18 protein-coding genes are annotated in these 20,267 nt (G+C 70.8%); 5 read left to right on the forward strand and 13 right to left on the reverse strand.

Translation table 11 applies throughout. From position 1 onward, the window contains the following. Positions 1-280: 280 nt before the first annotated feature. Positions 281-2,482, forward strand: coding sequence for a transglycosylase domain-containing protein (locus ACWCO8_RS15900; RefSeq protein ID WP_451032674.1), 2,202 nt, complete (start codon positions 281-283; stop codon positions 2,480-2,482). A gap of 53 nt (positions 2,483-2,535) precedes the next feature. On the opposite strand, the gene ACWCO8_RS15905 is transcribed toward ACWCO8_RS15900, so the two are convergent. From ACWCO8_RS15905 to ACWCO8_RS15920, 4 genes are all read right to left on the reverse strand, one after another. Next, the gene (locus ACWCO8_RS15905) at positions 2,536-3,978 is read right to left on the reverse strand and encodes a catalase (protein WP_451032675.1); all 1,443 of its coding nucleotides are present in this window, start codon (positions 3,976-3,978) and stop codon (positions 2,536-2,538) included. 147 nt (positions 3,979-4,125) lie between these two features. After that, complete coding sequence (locus ACWCO8_RS15910; protein ID WP_451032676.1) at positions 4,126-6,120, reverse strand: SpoIIE family protein phosphatase; 1,995 nt, start codon at positions 6,118-6,120, stop codon at positions 4,126-4,128. 289 nt (positions 6,121-6,409) lie between these two features. Next, positions 6,410-7,075 (reverse strand): cytidylyl-2-hydroxypropylphosphonate hydrolase, encoded by a 666-nt coding sequence (fomD, locus tag ACWCO8_RS15915; protein ID WP_451032677.1) that lies wholly within the window; start codon positions 7,073-7,075, stop codon positions 6,410-6,412. A 44-nt stretch (positions 7,076-7,119) separates the two neighbouring features. Beyond that, complete coding sequence (locus tag ACWCO8_RS15920) at positions 7,120-8,571, reverse strand: class II fumarate hydratase (protein ID WP_451032678.1); 1,452 nt, start codon at positions 8,569-8,571, stop codon at positions 7,120-7,122. Between the two features lie 105 nt (positions 8,572-8,676). Here ACWCO8_RS15920 and ACWCO8_RS15925 point away from each other — a divergent pair, with 105 nt between their 5' ends. Next, positions 8,677-10,212 (forward strand): ricin-type beta-trefoil lectin domain protein, encoded by a 1,536-nt coding sequence (locus ACWCO8_RS15925; RefSeq protein ID WP_451032679.1) that lies wholly within the window; start codon positions 8,677-8,679, stop codon positions 10,210-10,212. 55 nt (positions 10,213-10,267) lie between these two features. Here the strand turns inward: ACWCO8_RS15925 and ACWCO8_RS15930 are convergent, their stop codons facing one another. From ACWCO8_RS15930 to ACWCO8_RS15950, 5 genes are all read right to left on the reverse strand, one after another. Next, the gene (locus tag ACWCO8_RS15930) at positions 10,268-10,900 is read right to left on the reverse strand and encodes a lipoprotein (RefSeq protein WP_451032680.1); all 633 of its coding nucleotides are present in this window, start codon (positions 10,898-10,900) and stop codon (positions 10,268-10,270) included. Between the two features lie 34 nt (positions 10,901-10,934). After that, positions 10,935-11,576 carry an HAD family acid phosphatase gene (locus ACWCO8_RS15935; protein ID WP_451032681.1) on the reverse strand — a complete coding sequence of 214 codons (642 nt, stop codon included), beginning with the start codon at positions 11,574-11,576 and terminating at the stop codon, positions 10,935-10,937. A gap of 193 nt (positions 11,577-11,769) precedes the next feature. Continuing rightward, a complete protein-coding gene (locus tag ACWCO8_RS15940; protein WP_451032682.1) occupies positions 11,770-13,449 on the reverse strand; it encodes a fumarate hydratase in 1,680 nt (559 codons plus the stop codon). Positions 13,450-13,621: 172 nt separating this feature from the next. Then, positions 13,622-14,230, reverse strand: coding sequence for a TetR/AcrR family transcriptional regulator (locus ACWCO8_RS15945; protein WP_451032683.1), 609 nt, complete (start codon positions 14,228-14,230; stop codon positions 13,622-13,624). Beyond that, positions 14,227-14,592, reverse strand: coding sequence for a DUF1304 domain-containing protein (locus tag ACWCO8_RS15950; protein ID WP_451032684.1), 366 nt, complete (start codon positions 14,590-14,592; stop codon positions 14,227-14,229). The genes ACWCO8_RS15945 and ACWCO8_RS15950 overlap by 4 nt, the downstream gene beginning before the upstream one ends. A gap of 103 nt (positions 14,593-14,695) precedes the next feature. Here ACWCO8_RS15950 and ACWCO8_RS15955 point away from each other — a divergent pair, with 103 nt between their 5' ends. After that, on the forward strand, positions 14,696-15,409 hold the full coding sequence (locus tag ACWCO8_RS15955) for a DUF1707 SHOCT-like domain-containing protein (protein WP_451032685.1): 714 nt from the start codon (positions 14,696-14,698) through the stop codon (positions 15,407-15,409). Between the two features lie 193 nt (positions 15,410-15,602). Continuing rightward, positions 15,603-15,974: a WhiB family transcriptional regulator gene (locus tag ACWCO8_RS15960; protein WP_362010936.1), complete on the forward strand. Its 372-nt coding sequence runs from the start codon at positions 15,603-15,605 to the stop codon at positions 15,972-15,974. Positions 15,975-16,087: 113 nt separating this feature from the next. Here ACWCO8_RS15960 and glpX read toward each other — a convergent pair whose 3' ends face one another. Then, a complete protein-coding gene (glpX, locus tag ACWCO8_RS15965) occupies positions 16,088-17,119 on the reverse strand; it encodes a class II fructose-bisphosphatase (protein WP_384512049.1) in 1,032 nt (343 codons plus the stop codon). A gap of 117 nt (positions 17,120-17,236) precedes the next feature. Here glpX and ACWCO8_RS15970 point away from each other — a divergent pair, with 117 nt between their 5' ends. Then, positions 17,237-17,770 (forward strand): DUF4245 domain-containing protein, encoded by a 534-nt coding sequence (locus ACWCO8_RS15970; RefSeq protein ID WP_451032686.1) that lies wholly within the window; start codon positions 17,237-17,239, stop codon positions 17,768-17,770. A gap of 73 nt (positions 17,771-17,843) precedes the next feature. On the opposite strand, the gene ACWCO8_RS15975 is transcribed toward ACWCO8_RS15970, so the two are convergent. From ACWCO8_RS15975 to xseA, 3 genes are all read right to left on the reverse strand, one after another. Further along, positions 17,844-18,434: a malonic semialdehyde reductase gene (locus ACWCO8_RS15975; protein WP_451032687.1), complete on the reverse strand. Its 591-nt coding sequence runs from the start codon at positions 18,432-18,434 to the stop codon at positions 17,844-17,846. 178 nt (positions 18,435-18,612) lie between these two features. After that, positions 18,613-18,852, reverse strand: a complete 240-nt coding sequence (locus tag ACWCO8_RS15980; RefSeq protein WP_451032688.1) for an exodeoxyribonuclease VII small subunit — start codon at positions 18,850-18,852, stop codon at positions 18,613-18,615. Positions 18,853-18,862: 10 nt separating this feature from the next. Beyond that, positions 18,863-20,083: an exodeoxyribonuclease VII large subunit gene (gene xseA / locus ACWCO8_RS15985; protein ID WP_451032689.1), complete on the reverse strand. Its 1,221-nt coding sequence runs from the start codon at positions 20,081-20,083 to the stop codon at positions 18,863-18,865. Between the last annotated feature and the right edge of the window lie 184 nt (positions 20,084-20,267).

The raw sequence follows: 20,267 nt of genomic DNA on the forward strand, positions 1-20,267 counted from the left end.
GGCCACTCTACACCGGGTGTATACGCACGATGTATAGCCGACGCATGGCAGCCGGCCGGCCGTCGTTCCGCCGCCGCGACCTGCCACGAAGGGGTGATGTGACCCGCGCCGCACAACCATCCGGTCCCCATACGCGTCGGTTCCACCGGGACAGGTGCTGATTGTCACGTCCGGAAAGACCGGATCGATCGCCCTTTGTCAGCATCGGCGGTGTTAGCTTGCTGAGCTGATTCGGAGCGGGGACACGCCCGACACCACGACGAGCGGAGCGACGGAGAACATGGGCCGAGCGGACAAGAGCCAGGGGAAGAAGGGCGGGCGGATACGCCGCCTCTTCACCTGGAAGAAGATCCTGGGCACGTTCTTCGTCGGCTGCCTGCTCCTGATGGGCGCCTTCTACGCGATCTACCTGATGGTCCCGGTGCCCCAGGCCAACGCCCAGGCGACCATGCAGAGCAACGTCTACAAGTACGCGGACGGCAAGATCCTCGCCCGTACCGGCGAGATCAACCGCGAGATCGTCGGCCTGGACAAGATCCCGCTCGAGGTCCAGCGCGCCTTCGTCGCCGCCGAGAACAAGACCTTCTACAAGGACAACGGCATCGACATCAAGGGCACCCTGCGCGGTGCCGTGAACACGGTGACCGGCAAGGGCAAGCAGGGTGGTTCGACCATCACCCAGCAGTACGTGAAGAACTACTACCTGGACCAGGACCAGACGGTCACCCGCAAGCTCCGCGAAATGGTGATCGCGCTCAAGGTCGACCAGCAGATGACGAAGCCCGAGATCCTCGCCGGGTACATGAACACCAGCTACTACGGCCGCAGCGCGTACGGCATCCAGGCCGCCGCGCAGTCGTACTACGGCACCGACGCGGGCAAGCTGAACGTCGCCCAGGGCGCGTACCTCGCCGCCCTGCTCCAGGCCCCGAACCAGTACGACTGGACCGCCGCCAGCGCGACCGGCAAGAAGCTGGTCGAGGACCGCTGGAACTACACCCTCGACAACATGGTCGAGGAGGGCTGGCTCGACGCGACGACGCGCGCCGGGCTGAAGTTCCCCGCCCCGCAGAAGGCCAAGCCCGCCCCCGGCATGGAGGGCCAGCGCGGCTACCTCGTGGAGGCAGCCAACCAGGAGCTGGTGCGGCAGGGCATCCCCGAGGAGGACATCAAGGCCGGCGGCTGGACGATCACCCTCAACATCGACGAGAAGAAGCAGAAGGCCCTGGTCAAGGCGGTCGAGCGGCAGCTGGAGGAGAAGCTCGACCGCAAGGGCGACAAGAAGGACGCCACCGTCCAGGCCGGCGCCACCTCGGTCGACCCGAAGACCGGCGCGGTCGTCGCGATGTACGGCGGCATCGGCGCCACCGAGCACTGGACGTCGAACGCCACCCGCCGCGACTACCAGCCCGCCTCGACGTTCAAGCCGCTCGTCCTCGCCTCCGCCCTCGACAACAAGGCCGAGACGCAGGACGGCCGGAGGATCGGCCTCGGCACGATCTACGACGGCACCAGCAAGCGCAAGGTGGTCGGCAGCACCATCCCGTTCAACCCGGAGAACGAGGACAACCGGAGTTACGGCCCGGTCACCGTCCAGAAGGCCACCAACAGCTCGATCAACTCCGTCTACGCGCAGATGATCGTGGACGTCGGCGCGGGCAACACCAAGAAGACCGCCCTCGACCTCGGAATGAAGGACGGCGCCGACTTCGGCGAGACCCCCGCGATGTCGCTCGGCACCATGGGCGCCTCCACCTGGGACATGGCCGGCGTCTACGCCACGCTCGACAACCACGGGGTCAAGGTCACCCCGACCATCGTGAAGTCCGCCGAGCACAAGGACCGCAAGGCCGACCCGGTGAAGGCGATCGGCGACCAGGTCATCAGCCGCGAGGCCGCCGACACCGTCACCAAGGCCATGACCGGCGTCGTCCGCAACGGCTCGGGATCCCGCGCCGCCGGCGACTACGCGGCGGCGGGCAAGACCGGCACCTCGGAGAACAACCGGTCCGCCTGGTTCGTCGGCTACACCCCCGAGCTGGTCACCGCCGTCGGTCTCTTCGGCGAGGACACCAAGGGCAACCAGGTCACGTTGACCAACACGATCAACGAGGGCCGCGCCAACGGCGGCAGGACCCCGGCCCAGATCTGGGGCGACTACACCGGCGCCGCGCTCGGCGGCGGCTCCGACGCCCAGTTCGACCTGGAGACCGACGGCAGCTCCGGGGACTCCGTGGAGCCCGACCCGACGTCCACGCCGACCGGCGAGGCGCCGACCACGACCCCGCCGCCCACCACCGGCACCACCGGCCCGACAGCGCCGCCCACGTCGACCGCGACGACGCCGCCGCAGCCGACGACCACGATCACCGTGCCGCCGCCGCCCACCGGGACGACGGACCCGGTGCCGCCGACGATCGACCCGCCGGACCCCGGCGGTGACGACACCGGCGAGGGCGGCGCCCTGCGCCCACCGCGGTGACCTGACGAAGGCCGGACCCACTCGGGTCCGGCCTTCGCTGTCGGTACGGAGCCTCAGCCGCCGTCGACCTGTTTGGCGATCCGGTCGCCCAGATCCTGGTCGACCGATCGCCAGTACTGCACGGCGCGCTCCAGGACCGGCGCGCTGACGCCGTCCTTCAGATGGCCGGCGATGTTCGACACCAGGCGTTCACGGGCCGCGTCGTCCAGGACCGTGCGGACCATCGTGCCCGCCTGCCCCCAGTCGTCGTCCTCGCTGTGCAGGGTGTACGCCTCGCGGACCATCTCCCCGGCGGCCGCCCAGCCCGCGGGGTCGCCGAAGGAGCGCACGTCGGCCTCGGGGCCGCCGTAGGAGTTCGGCGCGTACGGGCGGGCGGTGGCGGCCGGCTCGTACCGCATCGGTCCGTCCTTCGCGTACGAGGCGAGGGGCGAACGCGGCCGGTTGGGCGGCAGCTGCGTGTAGTTCGGGCCGATCCGGTACCGGTGGGTGTCCGGGTAGGAGAAGAGCCGGCCGAGGAGCATCTTGTCCGGGGACGGGCCGATGCCCGGCACCAGGCTCGAGGGCTCGAAGGCGGCCTGCTCGATGTGGATGAAGTAGTCCTCCGGGTTCTGGTTCAGGGTCATCCGGCCGACCTCGATCAGCGGGTAGTCGCCGTGCGGCCACACCTTGGTCAGGTCGAACGGGTTGAAGCGGTAGCCGGGGGCGTCCTCGAACGGCATGACCTGGACGTTCATCGTCCAGCTCGGGGCGTTCCCGGAGTCGATCGCCTCGAAGAGGTCGCGGCGGTGGGCGTCCGGGTCCTGCCCGGCCAGGTCGTCGGCCTCGGCCTGGGTCAGGAACTCGATGCCCTGGTCCGTCTTGAGGTGGTACTTCACCCAGAAGCGATCGCCGCCGCCGTTGACCCACAGATAGGTGTGGGAGCTGTAGCCGTTCATGTGGCGGTAGTCCCGGGGGATGCCCCGGTCGCCCATCAGCCAGGTCACCATGTGCGCGGACTCCGGGGACAGCGTCCAGAAGTCCCACTGCATGTCGTGGTCGCGCAGCCCGTTGTCCGGGCGGCGTTTCTGGGAGCGGATGAAGTCCTGGAACTTCTGCGGGTCACGGACGAAGAAGATCGGGGTGTTGTTGCCGACCAGGTCGTAATTGCCGTGCTCCGTATAGAACTTCAGGGCGAAGCCACGCGGGTCGCGCCAGCTGTCAGGGGAGCCCTGCTCGCCCGCGACCGTGGAGAAGCGGGCCAGCATCTCGCAGCGCGCGCCGGGCTGGAAGAGGGCCGCCTTGGTGAACTGGCTGACGTCGTTGGTGACTTCGAAGATGCCGTACGCGCCGGAACCCTTGGCGTGGACCACGCGCTCCGGGACCCGCTCCCGGTTGAACTGGGCCATCTTCTCGATGAGGTAGTGGTCCTGGAGCAGGATCGGGCCGTTGGCGCCGATGGTGAGCGAATGCTCGTCGCTCTCCACCGGGATGCCGGCGTTGTTCGTCGTGTGGGTCACGAGCGTCCTCCCGTCGGTGAGGAGCTGGGGTGGGGTCGCTTCGTCCACCACCAAAGTCAACTCCGCCGACGGGAGAGAGGCAACATTTGTCTGGAATTAGATGGGTTCGCGGTTGGGGGAGCGGCCTCTAGGGTCGTTCGTTGATTGTCATGTACGAGTCGCCAGTTCGAACCAGACGACCTTGCCGCCCGAGAGCCGGGTCGCCCCCCACCGCCGCGCGAGCCGGTTCACCAGGAAGAGCCCGCGACCGCCCTCGTCCGTGTCCCGCGCCCGCCGCTGCCGGGGCAGCTGCGGCGAGTCGTCGCCGACCTCGCAGCGCAGCACGTCGGTCTTGAGCAGCCGCAGGGTCACCGGCCGCTCCGCGTACCGCACGGCGTTCGTGACGACCTCGCTGATCAGCAGCTCGACGGAGTCGGAGAGCTCCTCCAGGTCCCAGCGGGCGAGCGCCCGCCGGGCGAGCCGCCGGGCCCGTCCCGGTGCCGCGTCCTCCGGTTCCAGGAACCAGTACGCCACGTCACTGGGCGCGATCCCGTCGAAACGGGCCGCGAGCAGCGCGATGTCGTCGTCCCGGTCGCCCGGGCCGAGCATGTCGAGGACGTCGTCGCAGAGCGCCTCCAGGGGCGGCGAGTGGTCCGGACCCGTCAGCTGGGCGGTGGCCGCAAGGCGCTCCCGCAGCTGCTCGATCCCGGTCCACACGTCGCGCAGCCGGGACTCGACCAGGCCGTCGGTGTACAGGAGCAGCGTGGCGCCCGCCGGGGCGTCCAGCTCGACGGCCTCGAAGTCGACCCCGCCCACGCCGATCGGCGCCCCGGGCGGGACCCGCAGGACCTCCGCCCGGCCGCCGAGGTGGAGCAGTATCGGCGGCGGGTGGCCCGCGTTGGCGATCGTGATCCGGTGCGAGACCGGGTCGTACACCGCGTACATGCAGGTCGCCATCCGGTCCTGACCGAGCCGCTGGGCCTGCTCGTCCAGGTGGTGCAGGACCTCCTGCGGAGGCAGGTCGAGCCCTGCCAGGGTCTGCGCCGTGGTCCGCAGCTGGCCCATGATCGCGGCGGAGGTCATGGAGTGGCCCATGACGTCGCCGACGACCAGCGCGACCCGGCTGCCGGGCAGCGGGATCGCGTCGTACCAGTCGCCGCCGACCCGGGCCGTCTCGGCGGCCGGGAGGTAGCGGGAGGCGAGCCGGACACCGGTCGGCTGCGGCAGCGAGTCCGGCAGCATGGTGCGCTGGAGCTCGTCGGCGATGTACGCCTCGCGGCCGTACAGGACGGCCTTGTCGATGCCGAGCGCCGTGTGCGTGGCGAGCTGGGCGGCGACGAGCAGGTCGTTCGGCTCGAAGCCGGGCCGCTCGGGGCGGCGCAGGAAGACGGCGGCGCCGATGACCCGGCGCCGCCCCCGCAGCGGGGCCAGGATCGCCCGGTGGCCGCGGGGCAGGGTGTGCTCGGGCCCGAGCAGCTCGGGCAGCGCGGCCCGGGCGGCGGCGGAGTCGCCGAAGACCGGCCGGACACCGCGCAACACCTCGGCCAGGGCCCCGCCGGAACGCACCTCGCAGAGTTCGGCCGCGGGGGTCGGGTCCGGGTCGGGGACGAGCGTCAGCTCCTCGCCCTCCACCTCCGCTAAGCGCAGCCGATCGGTGCGGCGCAGCCGCAGCACGAACGGTGCGACGGGGCGCTCGTCGCCCACCGGGAGCGGGTCGCGGAGGTAGACCAGGATCGCGTCGGAGAAGGTCGGCACGGTCGCGCGGCAGAGGCCCAGGACGATCTCGTCGAGGTCTATGCCGCGCGCGATCCGCCGCGTCGCGGCCCCGACGAAGCGCAGCCGGTCGCCCTCGCGGCGCGCGGCGGCGACGTCCGGCGCGACCGGGGCGGCCGGTGTGCCCGGGGACGCGGTGACCGCCATAGCGGCTGCCGGCGCGTTCGGCTGGGTGCCCTGCTGCGCGCCCTGCTGGGCGGCCGCGGGGCCGCCGGCCCCGGCCGGCGGGCGTGCGGCGGCCTGCCCGGGCGCGGGACGGCCACCGCCGTCGGGTGCGCCGGGCTGGGCCGGCACCGGTGCCTCGGCCGCCTGCTGCCGGGGGCGGGTGCGCTCATGCGGCCGGGCAGCCAGCGGCTGCCGGCCTTCGTGGGAGGTGGGATGCTCCGTCACGCGTGGGGTTCCGTCCGTCCGGGCCGGTGGTGCGATGCACTCGCTCTTCTCGCCGATGCCGCGCCTTCACGGGGGATAAACCCCTGGCGCGCGGTGGATGTGAATGCCCCGCGAGCAGCGGCTACGACAGGGGTCGGCACACCCGGGCAGACGTCCGGCACTGCTCTCCCCCTCAGAATGACTTACGGTCAGGTCCTGCGCTGTGCTCTGTGGTTGACGCCTCGTCCGGTGGATCACCGCCTTGCGGAGGACGATCCTACGTTTCCACCCCGGGGGCGCATCAAGGGTCTCACGGAGCGGTGTGCGCCGGAGTGCGATCCCAGTCGGCCGGCAGCTCGGGCACGGTCCACCCCGGATCGGGCCGCCAGTCCTCCCAGCCGTCGCGGAACGGAGCCCCCCAGGCCCGTAGGGTCTCGACGGCCGCCTCGCCCGCCGCGAGCACCCGCGCGGCCTGCGCCGCGTCCATCAGACCGTCGCGCTGGGCCTGCGCGAACTCGTCCTCGTCCCGCCACAGCCAACTGCGGTCGGGGTTGACGGAGATGTCGAGGAAATGGTCCTCGGAGTCGACGCCGCCGGACCACCGGGTGCGGGGCTCCTCCAGGTTGACGTACCAGCTGCGGAACTGCCAGCCGCGGTCCCAGAACAGCCAGACCGACCACGGTTCGCCGGGCCGGGCCAGCTTCAGGACGCCCTCGCCGGCCCAGCGGGCGCGGGCCGTGGTGCGCGGGGCGGTGTAGCGGGTGGCGAGCGGCTCCTGGTGCACGGACCTGCCGTCGGTGAGCACCGGCTTGACGCACTCGGTGCCCGGCGCCATCCAGACCGCGAGGAGTTCCGGGGTGTCGCGGACGACGGTCACCGGCCGGCAGATGTGCACGTCGCCGGAGCCGTTGTCGCGGTAGCGCCAGAGGATGTGGTCCCCCGGCGCCCAGTGGTGAGAGTCGCCCGATCCTGTCATGCGCAGATATTAGGGGCGCGTCCCACCGGCCGCTGCGATCCAGGTCACGGATGAGTCATACGCAGCACGTCGAGCGCCTCGTCCAGCTGCTCGACCGTCAGCGCCCCCCGTTCGACGTACCCGCCCTCCAGGACGACCTGCCGGATCGTCTTGCGTTCGGCCAGCGACCTCTTGGCGACCTTGGCCGCCTCCTCGTAGCCGATGTACCTGTTCAGCGGGGTGACGACGGACGGCGAGGACTCGGCGTACTCGCGGGCCCGTTCGACGTTGGCGGTGATCCCGTCGACCGTCCGGTCGGCAAGGAGCCGCGCGGCATTGGCCAGGAGTCGTACGGATTCCAGCAGGTTCTTGGCCATCACCGGGAGCATCACGTTGAGCTCGAAGTTCCCGGCCGCGCCCGCCACCGCGACCGTGGTGTCGTTTCCGGTCACCTGCGCGGCGACCATCAGAACGGCCTCCGGAATGACCGGATTCACCTTCCCGGGCATGATCGAGGAGCCGGGCTGGAGGTCGGGGAGGTTGATCTCGGCGAGGCCGGTGCGCGGGCCGCTCGCCATCCAGCGCAGATCGTTGGAGATCTTCGTGAGGCCGACGGCGATGGTCCTGAGCTGGCCGGACGTCTCCACCAGGCCGTCCCGGGCGCCCTGCGCCTCGAAGTGGTCGCGGGCCTCGGTGAGCGGAAGGCCCGTCGCTGCGACGAGTTCGGCGATGACGGCGGCGGAGAAGCCGGGCGGCGTGTTGATGCCGGTGCCCACCGCCGTACCGCCGAGGGGGAGTTCGGCGAGCCGGGGCAGGGAGCCGCGCAGCCGCTCGATCCCGTACCTGACCTGGGCCGCGTAGCCGCCGAACTCCTGGCCGAGGGTGACGGGCGTGGCGTCCATGAGGTGCGTACGGCCCGACTTCACCACGTCCGCGAATTCGGCCGATTTCCGCTCCAGGGAGGCGGCCAGATGGTCGAGGGCCGGGATCAGGTTGTGGGTCACGGCGGCCGTGGCGGCGATGTGGATGGAGGAGGGGAAGACGTCGTTGGACGACTGCGAGGCGTTCACATGGTCGTTGGGGTGGACCTCGCGGCCCTCGGGGAGCCGTTCGCCGGCGAGGGTGGCGATGACCTCGTTGGTGTTCATGTTGGAGGAGGTGCCGGAGCCGGTCTGGAAGACGTCGACCGGGAAGTGGGCGTCCCAGTCGCCGTCGGCGACCTCGGAGGCGGCGGCCACGATGGCGTCCGCGAGGTCCTGGTCGATCACTCCGAGCGAGGCGTTGACCTTGGCGGCGGCCGCCTTGATCCGGGCCAGGGCCGCGATGTGCGCGCCCTCCAGGCGCTGCCCGGAGACGGGGAAGTTCTCCAGGGCCCGCTGGGTCTGGGCCCGCCACTTGGCGTGCACGGGGACCCGCACCTCGCCCATCGAGTCGCGCTCGATGCGGTACTCGCTCACGGTGCCGCCCAGGCCACCGCCCGCGCCGCCGTTCCTGTCGTCGTTCAAGTCCTCGTTCATGACGTCAACCTCCATACAAAGGTGAGCACTTGTCTTGTTCTGGCTATTCCCATTGCGCTTACCGGCCAGTAAAAACCGTGGGTAACCCCACTTCCAGGAGGCGCAATGAGGCGCACCAGGTACAGACTCCGTTGGGCGATCGCGGCCACGGCCGCGGCCGCCGCGGCCTTCGGAACCATGACGGCCGTCGCCCCCGCCGGCGCGGCCGAGGCCACTCCCCGTACCGCTTCCTCCTCTTCCTCGGCACCGCTCCCGCCCGAGCTTGAGGCGATCCGGGCCGCCGAGGCCACCACGATCTACGGCAGCCCCGAGGAGCGCCCGCTCGCGCAGCGCAGGACCGGGCTGATCTCGCTCGGCGACAGCGAGATCTCCGGCGAGGGCGTCGGCACCTACGAGCCGCCCACCAACGGGCCGACGAACTGGTGCCACCGCTCGCCCGACGCCGCCATCCACCGCACCGGGATCGCCGCAGACCTCACGTTCAACGTGTCCTGTTCCGGCGGCTACACCGGCAACATCCGGATCGGCGGCTCGAAGCAGTACGCCGACGAGCTGGTCCAGAGCGACAACCTGGCCATCAAGGCCCGCAACACCCGGATCAAGATGGTCGTGCTCGTCGCCGGAGCCAACGACGACCTCCAGTTCGGCCCCGTCATGACCGACTGCGTCACCCGGTACCTGACCCTCCAGGGCCCCTGCGAGCCGAAGTACGCCGCCGGCTGGCAGGCCCGCGTCGACGCCCTCGTCCCCAAGGTCGAGCAGACCGTCCGCGACCTGAAGACCGTGATGCGTGACGCCGGATACGCCGACGGCGACTACAAGCTCGTCGTCATGGGCTACCCGAGCCCGATCGGCCCCGACTTCAAGGACAACCCGAACTTCCCCGGCAAGCTGGTCTGCGGCGGCCTCGGCTACGACTCCGACACCGTCTGGGGCCGCAACACCGCCGTCCCCGCCTTCGAGCGCGGCATGCGCAGGGCGGCCGCCAGTACCGGGGCGACCTACCTCGACAACTCCCGGCTCTTCCACGGCCACGAGGTCTGCATGGAGGACACCTGGGCCCGGGGCCTGTACATCGACCTCTCCAAGCCCGGCACCCCGGACGAGAACTCGGTCCGGCAGTCCTTCCACCCGAACGCGAGCGGCCACCGCGCCTTCGCGTCCTGCCTCACCCAGATCTACAACTCGGGCCTCCGTGAGGCGAGTTGCGCCGACGTCAACTCCAGCGGGACGCCGACCCTCTTCCCGTACGCCTGGGACGACGTCTACAAGCCGCTGAAGAACGAGGCCACCGGCAACTGTGTGGACGTGAACGCCTCCGCCAGCGCCAACGGCACGGCCGTCCTCGGCTGGGACTGCCACGGCGGCCGCAACCAGGGCTGGTGGTACGACTCCGCCCGGCAGACCGTCCACACCGAGCTGACCCAGGACCGCTGCCTGGACGTGCCGGGCGCCCGCTACCGCGCGGGCGAGGCGCTCATCGTCTGGAACTGCTCGGGCGCCGCGAACCAGAAGTTCGTCCGCGACGGGGCCACGATCCGGCCGAGCGCCGCGACCGGGCTCTGCCTGACGCAGGCGGCGGCGAAGCAGCCGCTGCGGCTGCAGAACTGCGACGGCTCGGCGAACCAGCGGTTCGTCTGACCTGAACCCCGTGGCCCCCGTCCGGTGCGGGACGGGGGCCACGGTCATGTCCCGGCTACTGGTCGGCCTTCAGGGTGGAGCGGGCGAGGTCGTACGCCGGGATCATCTCCCGGTGCTCCTCGGTGTCCAGGCCGCCGAGATGGACGATCACCGTCCCCTTCGGGGCGGCGACGGCGAAGGCGCGCTCCTCCTTCGACTCCTCCATCAGCTTGTTGTAGACCGTGTAGGTCACCTCGACGGCCGGCAGCGCACCGGCCTTCGTCTCCTTGTAGGAGACCTTGGAGGTGGACTCCTCCGCCTTCACGAACCCTTCGAGGGCGGTACGGGCCGGGCCCTTGCCGGCCGTCCACACACGCAGATAGCCGATGTTGCCGGCCGGCTTCGCGTCGACCTCGCAGACCAGCGTCGCGGGCCCCTGCTTGCCGATGATGGCGAACGCCTCGTCGTCGGTGAGCTTCACGGCCGCCGGCTTCCAGTCGGCCGCCAGCCCGAAGGAGACCGGCAGTGCGCAGGCGCTCCCGGGGGCCCCGAGGGACCCGGCCGCCGCCTTGGTGGCCGTGGCGGAGGGGGACTTCGAGCCCTGGGGGACGTCGTCGGGCGTCGGCGTGGTGCCCAGGCAGCCGGTCAGGGTCCCGGCGGCCGCGAGTGCGGCGAACGCCGGGACCAGGACCCGTATCGGATGTCTCATGCGCGCGAGACTATCCGGCGCCTGCTGAGGCGGATCAGGAGAGCTTGCCGCCGTAGTCCGGCAGCTTGAAGGCGCGCTCGGCGTGGCCGCCGACGATGTCGGTGGTGTTGTTGCCGATGTTGGCGATGATCGTGTAGCCCTTGCCCTCGATCTCCGCGCGCTTCTCCGTCTTGTACGCGCTGACCTCCGCGAACAGGTCGGGCAGGGAGCGCACGTAGAGACCGTCGACCGGGTAGCCGGCCTGCTTCAGGTTCCAGTGCGTCAGCGAGTAGATGATGCCGGGCCGTGCGGTGACGAAGAAGACCGCGACGCCGCGCTCGTGGGCGTCCTCGACCAGGTCGCGGACGTCGGCGATGGCCGGGGTCGGCAGCTCCCAGAAGGGGTGGAAGTCCGTCTCCAGGGAGGAGTTGTCGATGTCGAGGACGATCGCCTGCTTCTCGCGGCCGGCGTTCTTGGAACGCTCCTCGATGTACGGACGCGCCTGCGCGACGACGGCCGCGACATCACGCCGCCAGGTCGTGTAGTCGACCTTGTCGAAGGCGGCCGCCGACGTCGAGTGGGTGTCCGGGTCGGCCGCGGAGGCGGCGGGCGCGGGCACGACGACCAGCAGGGTGGTCAGGGCGAAGGTCGCCGTGGTTCCGGCGGCGGCGCGCCTGAGGAGGGGGGTGGAGGGCATGGGGGGCTCCCGAGTGGTCGACCGGCTCAGTGGTTGACATGCTCGCGGCCAATACTGGCCAGTAGGCGACGGGAAAGCTACCGGTTGGTAGCGAGTTTCTGAGCGGAGATCGACAACGGGACCGATGGCGGGATCGACAACGCCCCTCGGTCCGGGGGGACCGAGGGGCGTCGTGACGCGTGGGTGAGGCAGGTCAGCCGAGGCCGGGGCCGCGGACCGGGATGTGGGTGAACGTCGGCTCCGGGGCCGGGTTCTGGAAGAAGTCGTTGCCCTTGTCGTCCACGACGATGAACGCGGGGAAGTCCTCGACCTCGATCTTCCAGACCGCCTCCATGCCGAGCTCCTCGTACTCGACGACCTCGACCTTCTTGATGCAGTCCTGCGCGAGCCGCGCCGCCGGGCCGCCGATGGAGCCCAGGTAGAAGCCGCCGTGGCTGCCGCACGCGTCGGTGACCTGCTTGGACCGGTTGCCCTTGGCCAGCATGACCTTGGAGCCGCCCGCCGCCTGGAACTGCTCGACGTAACTGTCCATCCGGCCGGCCGTCGTCGGGCCGAACGAACCGGAGGCGTACCCCTCGGGCGTCTTCGCCGGGCCCGCGTAGTAGACCGGGTGGTCCTTCAGGTACTGCGGCATCTCCTCGCCCGCGTCGAGCCGCTCCTTGATCTTGGCGTGCGCGATGTCGCGGGCCACGACCAGCGGACCGGTCAGCGAGAGCCGGGTCTTGACCGGGTACTTGGTCAGCTCGGCGAGGATCTCGTCCATCGGCTGGTTCAGGTCGATCTTCACCACGTCCGAGGCCTCGTCGGCCTCGTTCAGGTGCTCGTCCGTCGTCTCCGGGAGGAAGCGCGCCGGGTCCGTCTCCAGCTGCTCAAGGAAGACGCCCTCGGCGGTGATCTTCGCGACGGCCTGGCGGTCGGCCGAGCAGGACACGGCGATCGCGACGGGCAGCGAGGCGCCGTGGCGCGGCAGCCGGACGACGCGGACGTCGTGGCAGAAGTACTTGCCGCCGAACTGCGCGCCGATGCCGATCTTCTGCGTCAGCTCGAAGACCTTCTCCTCAAGCTCCTTGTCACGGAAGCCGTGGCCGGTCTCGGCCGAGCCCTCGGTGGGCAGCTCGTCCAGGTAGTGCGCGGAGGCGTACTTCGCGGTCTTCAGCGCGAACTCGGCGGACGTGCCGCCGACGACGATCGCCAGGTGGTACGGCGGGCAGGCGGCCGTACCGAGCGAACGGATCTTCTCCTCCAGGAACTTCATCATGCTCGCCTCGTTGAGCACGGCCTTCGTCTCCTGGTAGAGGAAGGACTTGTTGGCGGAGCCGCCGCCCTTGGCCATGAAGAGGAACTTGTACGCGCCGCCGTCCGTCGCGTACAGCTCGATCTGCGCGGGCAGGTTCGAGCCGGTGTTCTTCTCCTCCCACATGGTGACCGGGGCCATCTGCGAGTACCGCAGGTTGAGCTGGGTGTACGCGTCGTAGATGCCCTTGGACAGGGCCTCCTCGTCGCGGCCCGGGGTCAGCACGTTCTGGCCGCGCTTGCCCATGACGATCGCGGTGCCGGTGTCCTGGCACATGGGCAGGACGCCGGCGGCGGCGATGTTCGCGTTCTTGAGGAGGTCGAGCGCGACGAACTTGTCGTTGCTCGACGCCTCCGGGTCGTCGATGATCCGGCGCAGCTGGGCCAGGTGGGCCGGGCGCAGGAAGTGCTGGATGTCCTTGATCGCCTCGGCGGCGAGGGTGCGCAGCGCCTCCGGCTCGACCTTGAGGAACGTACGGCCGTCGGCCTCGAAGGTGGAGACACCTTCGGCGGTCACCAGGCGGTAGGGCGTGGTGTCCTCTCCCAGGGGGAGCAGATCGGAGTACGAAAACTCTGGCATGACGGCAGCCATTCCTCACTCGGCAGACGGCGACGCCACCTCCATTGGCGGCGCCTCCTCCAGCGTAGAACGCGGGCGAGCCACCGATCCTGTGAGGTAAGGCTCACTAGGGGGCGGGATCACGCCGAAGTGGAGTGTGGCGCCGCTTTCAGGCCAGCGCGGTCGCGGCGCTTCAGGTCAGGGGCGTGCGGTGGAGGGCGATCAGGAGCCGCCAGGTGCGGGCGGCGATCTGTTCGGGGCCGGCGTCGATCAGGCCGTGCAGCCAGTCCGCGAGCAGCCCGGCGAAGGCGGCCGCCACCGCCGAGGCGACGAGGCCCGGCTCGGGCGCCCCGGCCAGCTCGCGCTCGCGGGCGCTGTACGCGCGCAGCTCCCGGTGGAGCAGCTCGCCGAGCGGACCGCCGCCGCCGGGCCGAAGCAGGCTCCGGTAGAGCGCCGCGTGCGGGGCGACCTCGGCGAAGAAGGCGGGCAGCGCGGGAGGCGGGGCGGCCGGGTCGGGCGTGCCGCGCCAGGCGTGCAGGGCCTCGACCGCGTCCCGTACGACATCGGCGCAGGCGTCCACGGCGAGCGCCTGGAGGTCGGCGTAGTGCAGGTAGAACGTGGCCCGGCCGATCCCGGCCCGGCGGACGAGCGCGGCGACGCCGACCTCGTCGAGGGGGCCATCGGCGCACTCCTCCAGGAGCGCGGCGCGCAGCTTGGCACGGGTGCGGGCGGCGCGGGGGTCGGTGGCGCGCGGGTCGGTTGTGCGTGGGTCCGGGGTCGGGGCCGGGGTCGGGCTGATCACCCCGCCCACAGTACGGCGGCCAGGGCGAGGGCCCCGGGAAGGGCCTGGGCGAGCAGGATGCGGCGGTTGGCGGTGAGCCCGCCGTACACCCCGGCGATCACGACGCAGGAGAGGAAGAAGACCTGGACCCGGTAGCCGGTGGGGTCGGTGGCGATCAGGCCCCAGACCAGACCGGCGGCCAGGAAGCCGTTGTACAGCCCCTGGTTGGCGGCGAGGGGTGCGGTCCGGCGCGCCAGGTCGGCGTCGAAACCGGAGAGTTCGCGCCCCGGGCGGCGCTCCCAGAGGAACATCTCCAGGATCAGGATGTAGACGTGCAGGGCGGCGACGAGGCCGACGGCGAGGTTCGCGAGAGTAGTGGACACCTGTCCAGAATACATGGACAGGTGTCTGGGAGTGGCCCAGGAGGCGCGGCCCGTCGGCCGTGCCCCCTAGTCGCGATCTATCGCGTTTCGCTACGCTGGCGTCGTGGACCTCGAAAAGCAGCCTCAGAAGCCGGTCGCCCCCGCCGAGCCCGCCCCCGCCCCGGCCGTTCCCGCCGCGGCTCCGGGTGACTCGCTGCGGGCCTCGGACGCGGACCGGGACCGGATCGCGGACATCCTCAGGGACGCGATGGCCGAGGGGCGGATCGACGCCGAGGAGCACTCCGAGCGGATCGACGCGGTCTACCGCGCCAAGACCGTGGGCGAGTTGGAGCCGATCGTCAGCGACCTGCCCGCCGGGAACCGCCCCCGCCCGGAGCCCGAGTCGACGTACGCGTACGGCCCCGACGACGACACCGGCCCCGCCGACACGATGGTCGCCGTCTTCTCCAGCTCCACCCGCAAGGGCCGCTGGCGGGTGGGCCGCAGGACCAACGCCTTCGCGCTCTTCGGCAACATCGAGATCGACCTGACCGAGGCGCTCTTCGCCCAGCGGCTGACCACGATCAACGCCACGTCGATCTTCGGCAACGTGGAGGTCCGCGTTCCGGAGAACATCAGCCTGCGCGGCAACGGCACGGGGATTTTCGGCAACTTCGAGGTCGTGACGCTGGAGGCCGCCGACCCGCAGGCCCCGGTCGTCGTGATCAACGGCTACTCGCTCTTCGGCAACGTCGAGGCCAAGCCCAAGCGCGGCAAGTGGATCACGGACCTGCAGAACGTCGTCCAGGACAAGCTGCGCAAGCACCTCGGCCACTGACGCCGGGTGGTGGTGGGCGGCCGGGGGACGGTCGCCGGCCGCACGTCGCTGACCAGGGATGACGGAGTGACCGGATTCCGCCCCTGCGACTCCGCACTCCGGAACTCGGCGGCACGCAGTGCATAGGCGCGCGCACAGCGGGTAGGGCTGCTCCATCGTCTCTCGCTCGCGAAGCCGTCGTCAGGAGTAGACCGTGCTGCCACTGCCGCATCAGCCCCTCCAGGTCGCCGCCGTGCCGTCCCAGCGTGCCCCCGCTCGAGAGGACGAGGCCGGCCCCTGGCACACGGAGGCGGTGTGCCGCCGGGACGAAGCCGGGCTGTTCTTCGCCCCCTCCAAGGAGCCGACCGCCTCGCGGCTCGCGCGTGAGGAGGCCGCCAAGCGGGTCTGCGCCCGCTGCCCCGTGATGGTCGAGTGCCGGGAGCACGCGCTGCTCCAGCCGGAGCCGTACGGCGTGTGGGGCGGGCTCACCGCCGCCGAGCGCCGCGTGGTGCTCGCCCGGCGCCGCCGCCGCGAGGTGGAGCTCAAGAAGGCCGCCGCGGCGGACCGGATCGCCGCGGCAGGCTGACGGCCCGAGCGACGGCTCCGACGTCGGCCGTACGTACGGAAAGGGGCGCCCCCACCGCACATGGGGGCGCCCCTTTCCGTATGGGCGTGGGTCGCGAGGCGACCGCCGTGACGTTACTTCGCCCGGTCGAAGTCGATCTTGCTGTACGCGCGCAGCTTCGACAGCCGGTGCTCGGAGTCGATCTGCCGGATCGTGCCGGACTTCGAGCGCATCACCAGCGACGACGTGGTCGCGGTCTCCGAGCGGTAGCGGACGCCGCGCAGCAGCTCGCCGTCCGTGATGCCGGTGGCGACGAAGAACACGTTCTCGCCGCTGACCAGGTCGTTGGTGGAGAGCACGCGGTCCAGGTCGTGGCCCGCGTCGATCGCCTTCTGGCGCTCGGCGTCGTCCTTCGGCCACAGCTTGCCCTGGATGACACCGCCGAGGCACTTGATGGCGCAGGCGGAGATGATGCCCTCGGGCGTACCGCCGATGCCCAGGAGCAGGTCCACGCCGGTGCCCTCGCGGACGGCCATGATCGAACCGGCGACGTCGCCGTCGGTGATGAACTTGATCCGGGCGCCGGTCTCGCGGATCTCCTTGACGATGCCCTCGTGACGGGGGCGGTCCAGGATGACGACCGTGACGTCCTCGGGGGACATGTTCTTGGCCTTGGCGACCCGGCGGATGTTGACCGAGGCGGGCGCGTCGATGTCGACGAAGTCGGCGGCCTCGGGACCGGTGACCAGCTTGTCCATGTAGAAGACCGCGGACGGGTCGAACATGGTGCCGCGGTCGGCGGCGGCGAGGACGGCGATCGCGTTGGGCATGCCCTTGGCGTTCAGCGTGGTGCCGTCGATCGGGTCGACGGCGATGTCCACCTCGGCGCCGGTGCCGTCGCCGATCCGCTCCCCGTTGTAGAGCATGGGAGCTTCGTCCTTCTCGCCCTCGCCGATGACGACGACGCCGTTCATCGAGACGGTGGAGACGAGCGTGCGCATGGCGTTGACCGCCGCGCGGTCGGCGCCGATCTTGTCGCCGCGGCCCACCCAGCGGCCGGCGGCCATGGCGGCAGCCTCGGTGACACGGACCAGCTCGAGGGCGAGGTTGCGATCGGGGGCCTCGGGGGAGACCTCGAGCTCGGACGGCAGGGAATGCTCGGTCATCGGAGCGCACCTTTCTGTACGGCGACGGCCGGAATAAAGAGGGTGCTGCGACTCTATCGGTACGTCGACAAATTGAGCAGAGGGGCCCACGTATGAGCACAACACCATGATGCGACCATGGTGGGCGTGGCAGGTATGCGAGGCAGGCAGACGGTACGCGGGATGTTCCAGTCGCTCGGGGTGATCTTGGTCGCCGCGGGCGTGATGTATCTCTTCATCCCGCACGACGACAAGGCCGACCCGGTCCAGGCGAAGGACTACCGGGTCGAGCTGGTGACGGCACAGCGGGCGGCGCCCTACCCGGTGCTGGCCCCCGAGGGACTCGGGGAGGGCTGGAAGGCGACCGTCGTCTCGTACAAGCGCGAGCAGAGCGACGCCTGGCAGCTCGGCTTCCTCGACCCGGACACCCAGTACGTCGCGATCCACCAGTCGACGGCGGAGCCGGAGAAGTTCGTGCCCAAGGTCACCCAGCAGGCCAAGGACTCCGGGAAGACCCAGACGGTCGCAGGCCAGGTCTGGCAGCGCTGGGAGGGCCCGAAGTACGACGCCCTGGTGCGCACGGACGGCGGCGCGACGACGGTCGTCACGGGGACGGCCTCGTTCGAGCGGCTTGCGGAGATGGCGGGCTCGCTGCAGTCGAAGAAGGCGTAGGCGTCACGCGTGTGTACAGGGAAAGCCCCCGGACTCCAGGAGTCCGGGGGCTTTCCCTGTGCGTGCGTGAGGCTCAGACGGTGGTGACGACGTCGTCGTAGGCCAGGCGCGGGGAGCGCGGGAACCAGGCGTCCTCGCCCGGCTTGCCGATGTTGACGACCATCAGCGGGGTGTGGTCGTCGTCCAGGAACTCCTTCTGGAGGCCCGCGAAGTCGAGACCGGTCATCGGGCCGGCGGCCAGGCCGGCGGCGCGGACGCCCACGATGAAGTACGCGGCCTGGAGGGCGGCGTTCAGCAGGGCCGAACCCTCACGGGCCGGGCGCTCGGAGAAGAACATGTCCTTGGCCTGCGGGAAGTGCGGCAGCAGGCTCGGGAGCTCCTCGTGGAACTCGTTGTCGGCGGAGAGTATCGCGACCAGCGGGGCGGTGGCGGTCTTCGGCTGGTTGCCCTCGGCCATGTGCTTCACCAGGCGCTCGCGGGCCTCGGGGGAGCGGACCAGCGTGATGCGCAGCGGGGTCTGGTTGAAGGCGGTCGGCCCGTACTTGACCAGGTCGTAGATCGCCTGGACCTGCTCGTCGGTCACCGGCTCGTCGGTGAAGGTGTTGGCGGTGCGGGCCTCACGGAAGAGGAGGTCCTGGGCGGCGGAGTCAAGAACGAGGGACATGCGGCGTACCTTCCGGACTGCAAGGGGGGTTCAAGCGATGCCCTCACCGTACGGCGGTGTTTGGTGAAGTTTCAACTAATCCAAGCGGATAGTGATCCGGTTCACACCGTCATGGTACGGGACCCGGGACGGGAACCCGGCGCGGGGCCGTCGGGCGGCTGCGGGCCTGGACGCTGCCCTAGCCCTGGTTCTCGTCCTCGTCGTCGCCCTCGTCCTCCGAGGTGGACGTGGCGGCGTCGAGGCGGGCCCGTGCGCCCTCCAGCCAACGCCGGCAGACCTTCGCCAATTCCTCCCCACGCTCCCAGAGCGCGAGCGACTCCTCCAGGGACGTTCCGCCCGTCTCCAGACGGCGAACGACCTCGATCAACTCGTCGCGTGCCTGCTCGTATCCGAGCGTCTCTTCGGTGGTGGCTGCCATGGGATCCACCCTATGCGTCGGGTCCGACAACGCGCCGTACCGTGAACTCGCCCGCCGAGACCCGGGCCCGCAGCTCCTCGTCCACCGCGACCTCCTCCGGGGACCGGACGACCGCCCCGTCCGCCCGCTGGAGCACGGCGTACCCCCGCTCCATCGTCGCGGCCGGCGAAAGCGCCCTGACCCGGGCCCGGGTGTGCGACAGCTCGGAGTCGGCCCGGTCGAGCAGATGCCCGAGGGTCCGGCGGCTGCGGTGGAGCAGCGCGTCGAGCTCGTCCTCGCGCTGCTCGACCATCCGCTGCGGGTGCTCCATGACCGGCCGCGCCAGGGCGTGCGCGAGCCCGCGCTCCTCCCGGTCGAGCAGCCCCCGCACGGTCCGCAGGGCCCGGTCGCGCAGGGCCTGCACCCGGTCCAGTTCCTCGCCGACGTCCGGTACGACCTTCTTGGCGGCGTCGGTCGGCGTGGAGGCGCGCAGGTCGGCGACGAGGTCGAGGAGCGGCGAGTCCGGTTCGTGGCCGATCGCGGAGACCACCGGCGTACGGCACTGCGCGACGGCCCGGATCAGCTGCTCGTCCGAGAACGGCAGCAGATCCTCGACGCTGCCGCCGCCGCGCGCCACGATGATCACGTCCACGTCGTCGTGCGCGTCCAGCTCCTTCACGGCCTGGACGACCTGGGGCACGGCCTTCACGCCCTGCACGGCCACGTTCCGCACCTCGAAGCGGACGGCGGGCCAGCGGCGCCGCGCGTTCTCCAGGACGTCGCGCTCGGCGGCGGATGCCCGGCCGCAGACGAGGCCGACGAGGTGGGGCAGGAAGGGCAGCGGCTTCTTTCGGTCGAGCGCGAAGAGTCCCTCGGCGCCGAGGCTCCGCTTGAGCTGCTCCAGGCGGGCGAGGAGCTCCCCGATGCCGACCGGCTTGATCTCCACGGCCCGCAGCGACAGCTGCCCGCGCGGCGCGTACCACTCGGGCTTGGCGTGCACGACGACACGGGCGCCCTCGGAGACGATGTCGGCGACGGAGTCGAAGACCTGGCGGTAGCAGGTGACGCCGATGGAGATGTCGTAGGAGGGATCCCGCAGCGTCAGGAACACGACCCCGGCGCCCGGCCGGCGCGACAGCTGCGTGATCTGACCCTCGACCCAGATGGCACCGAGCCGGTCGATCCACCCCCCGATGAGCCGGGAGACCTCTCCGACGGGCAGCGGCGCTTCGGCGGACGTAGTGAGACCCATGCGCAGAGCGTAGTGAACGCCACCGACAGGCGGGGTGGTGGTCGGCGGGTGGTCGTCGATTCGGGCAGGCGTCGATGCAGCCGGTCAGGCGGTCAGGTGGTCATGCGGTCATGCGGTCAGCCGGGCATGCGGTCCAGCCGGTCATGCGGTCAGGCGGTCGTGCGGTCATGCGGCGTGGGCGGCG

This window comes from Streptomyces sp. NPDC001927, assembly GCF_053594455.1.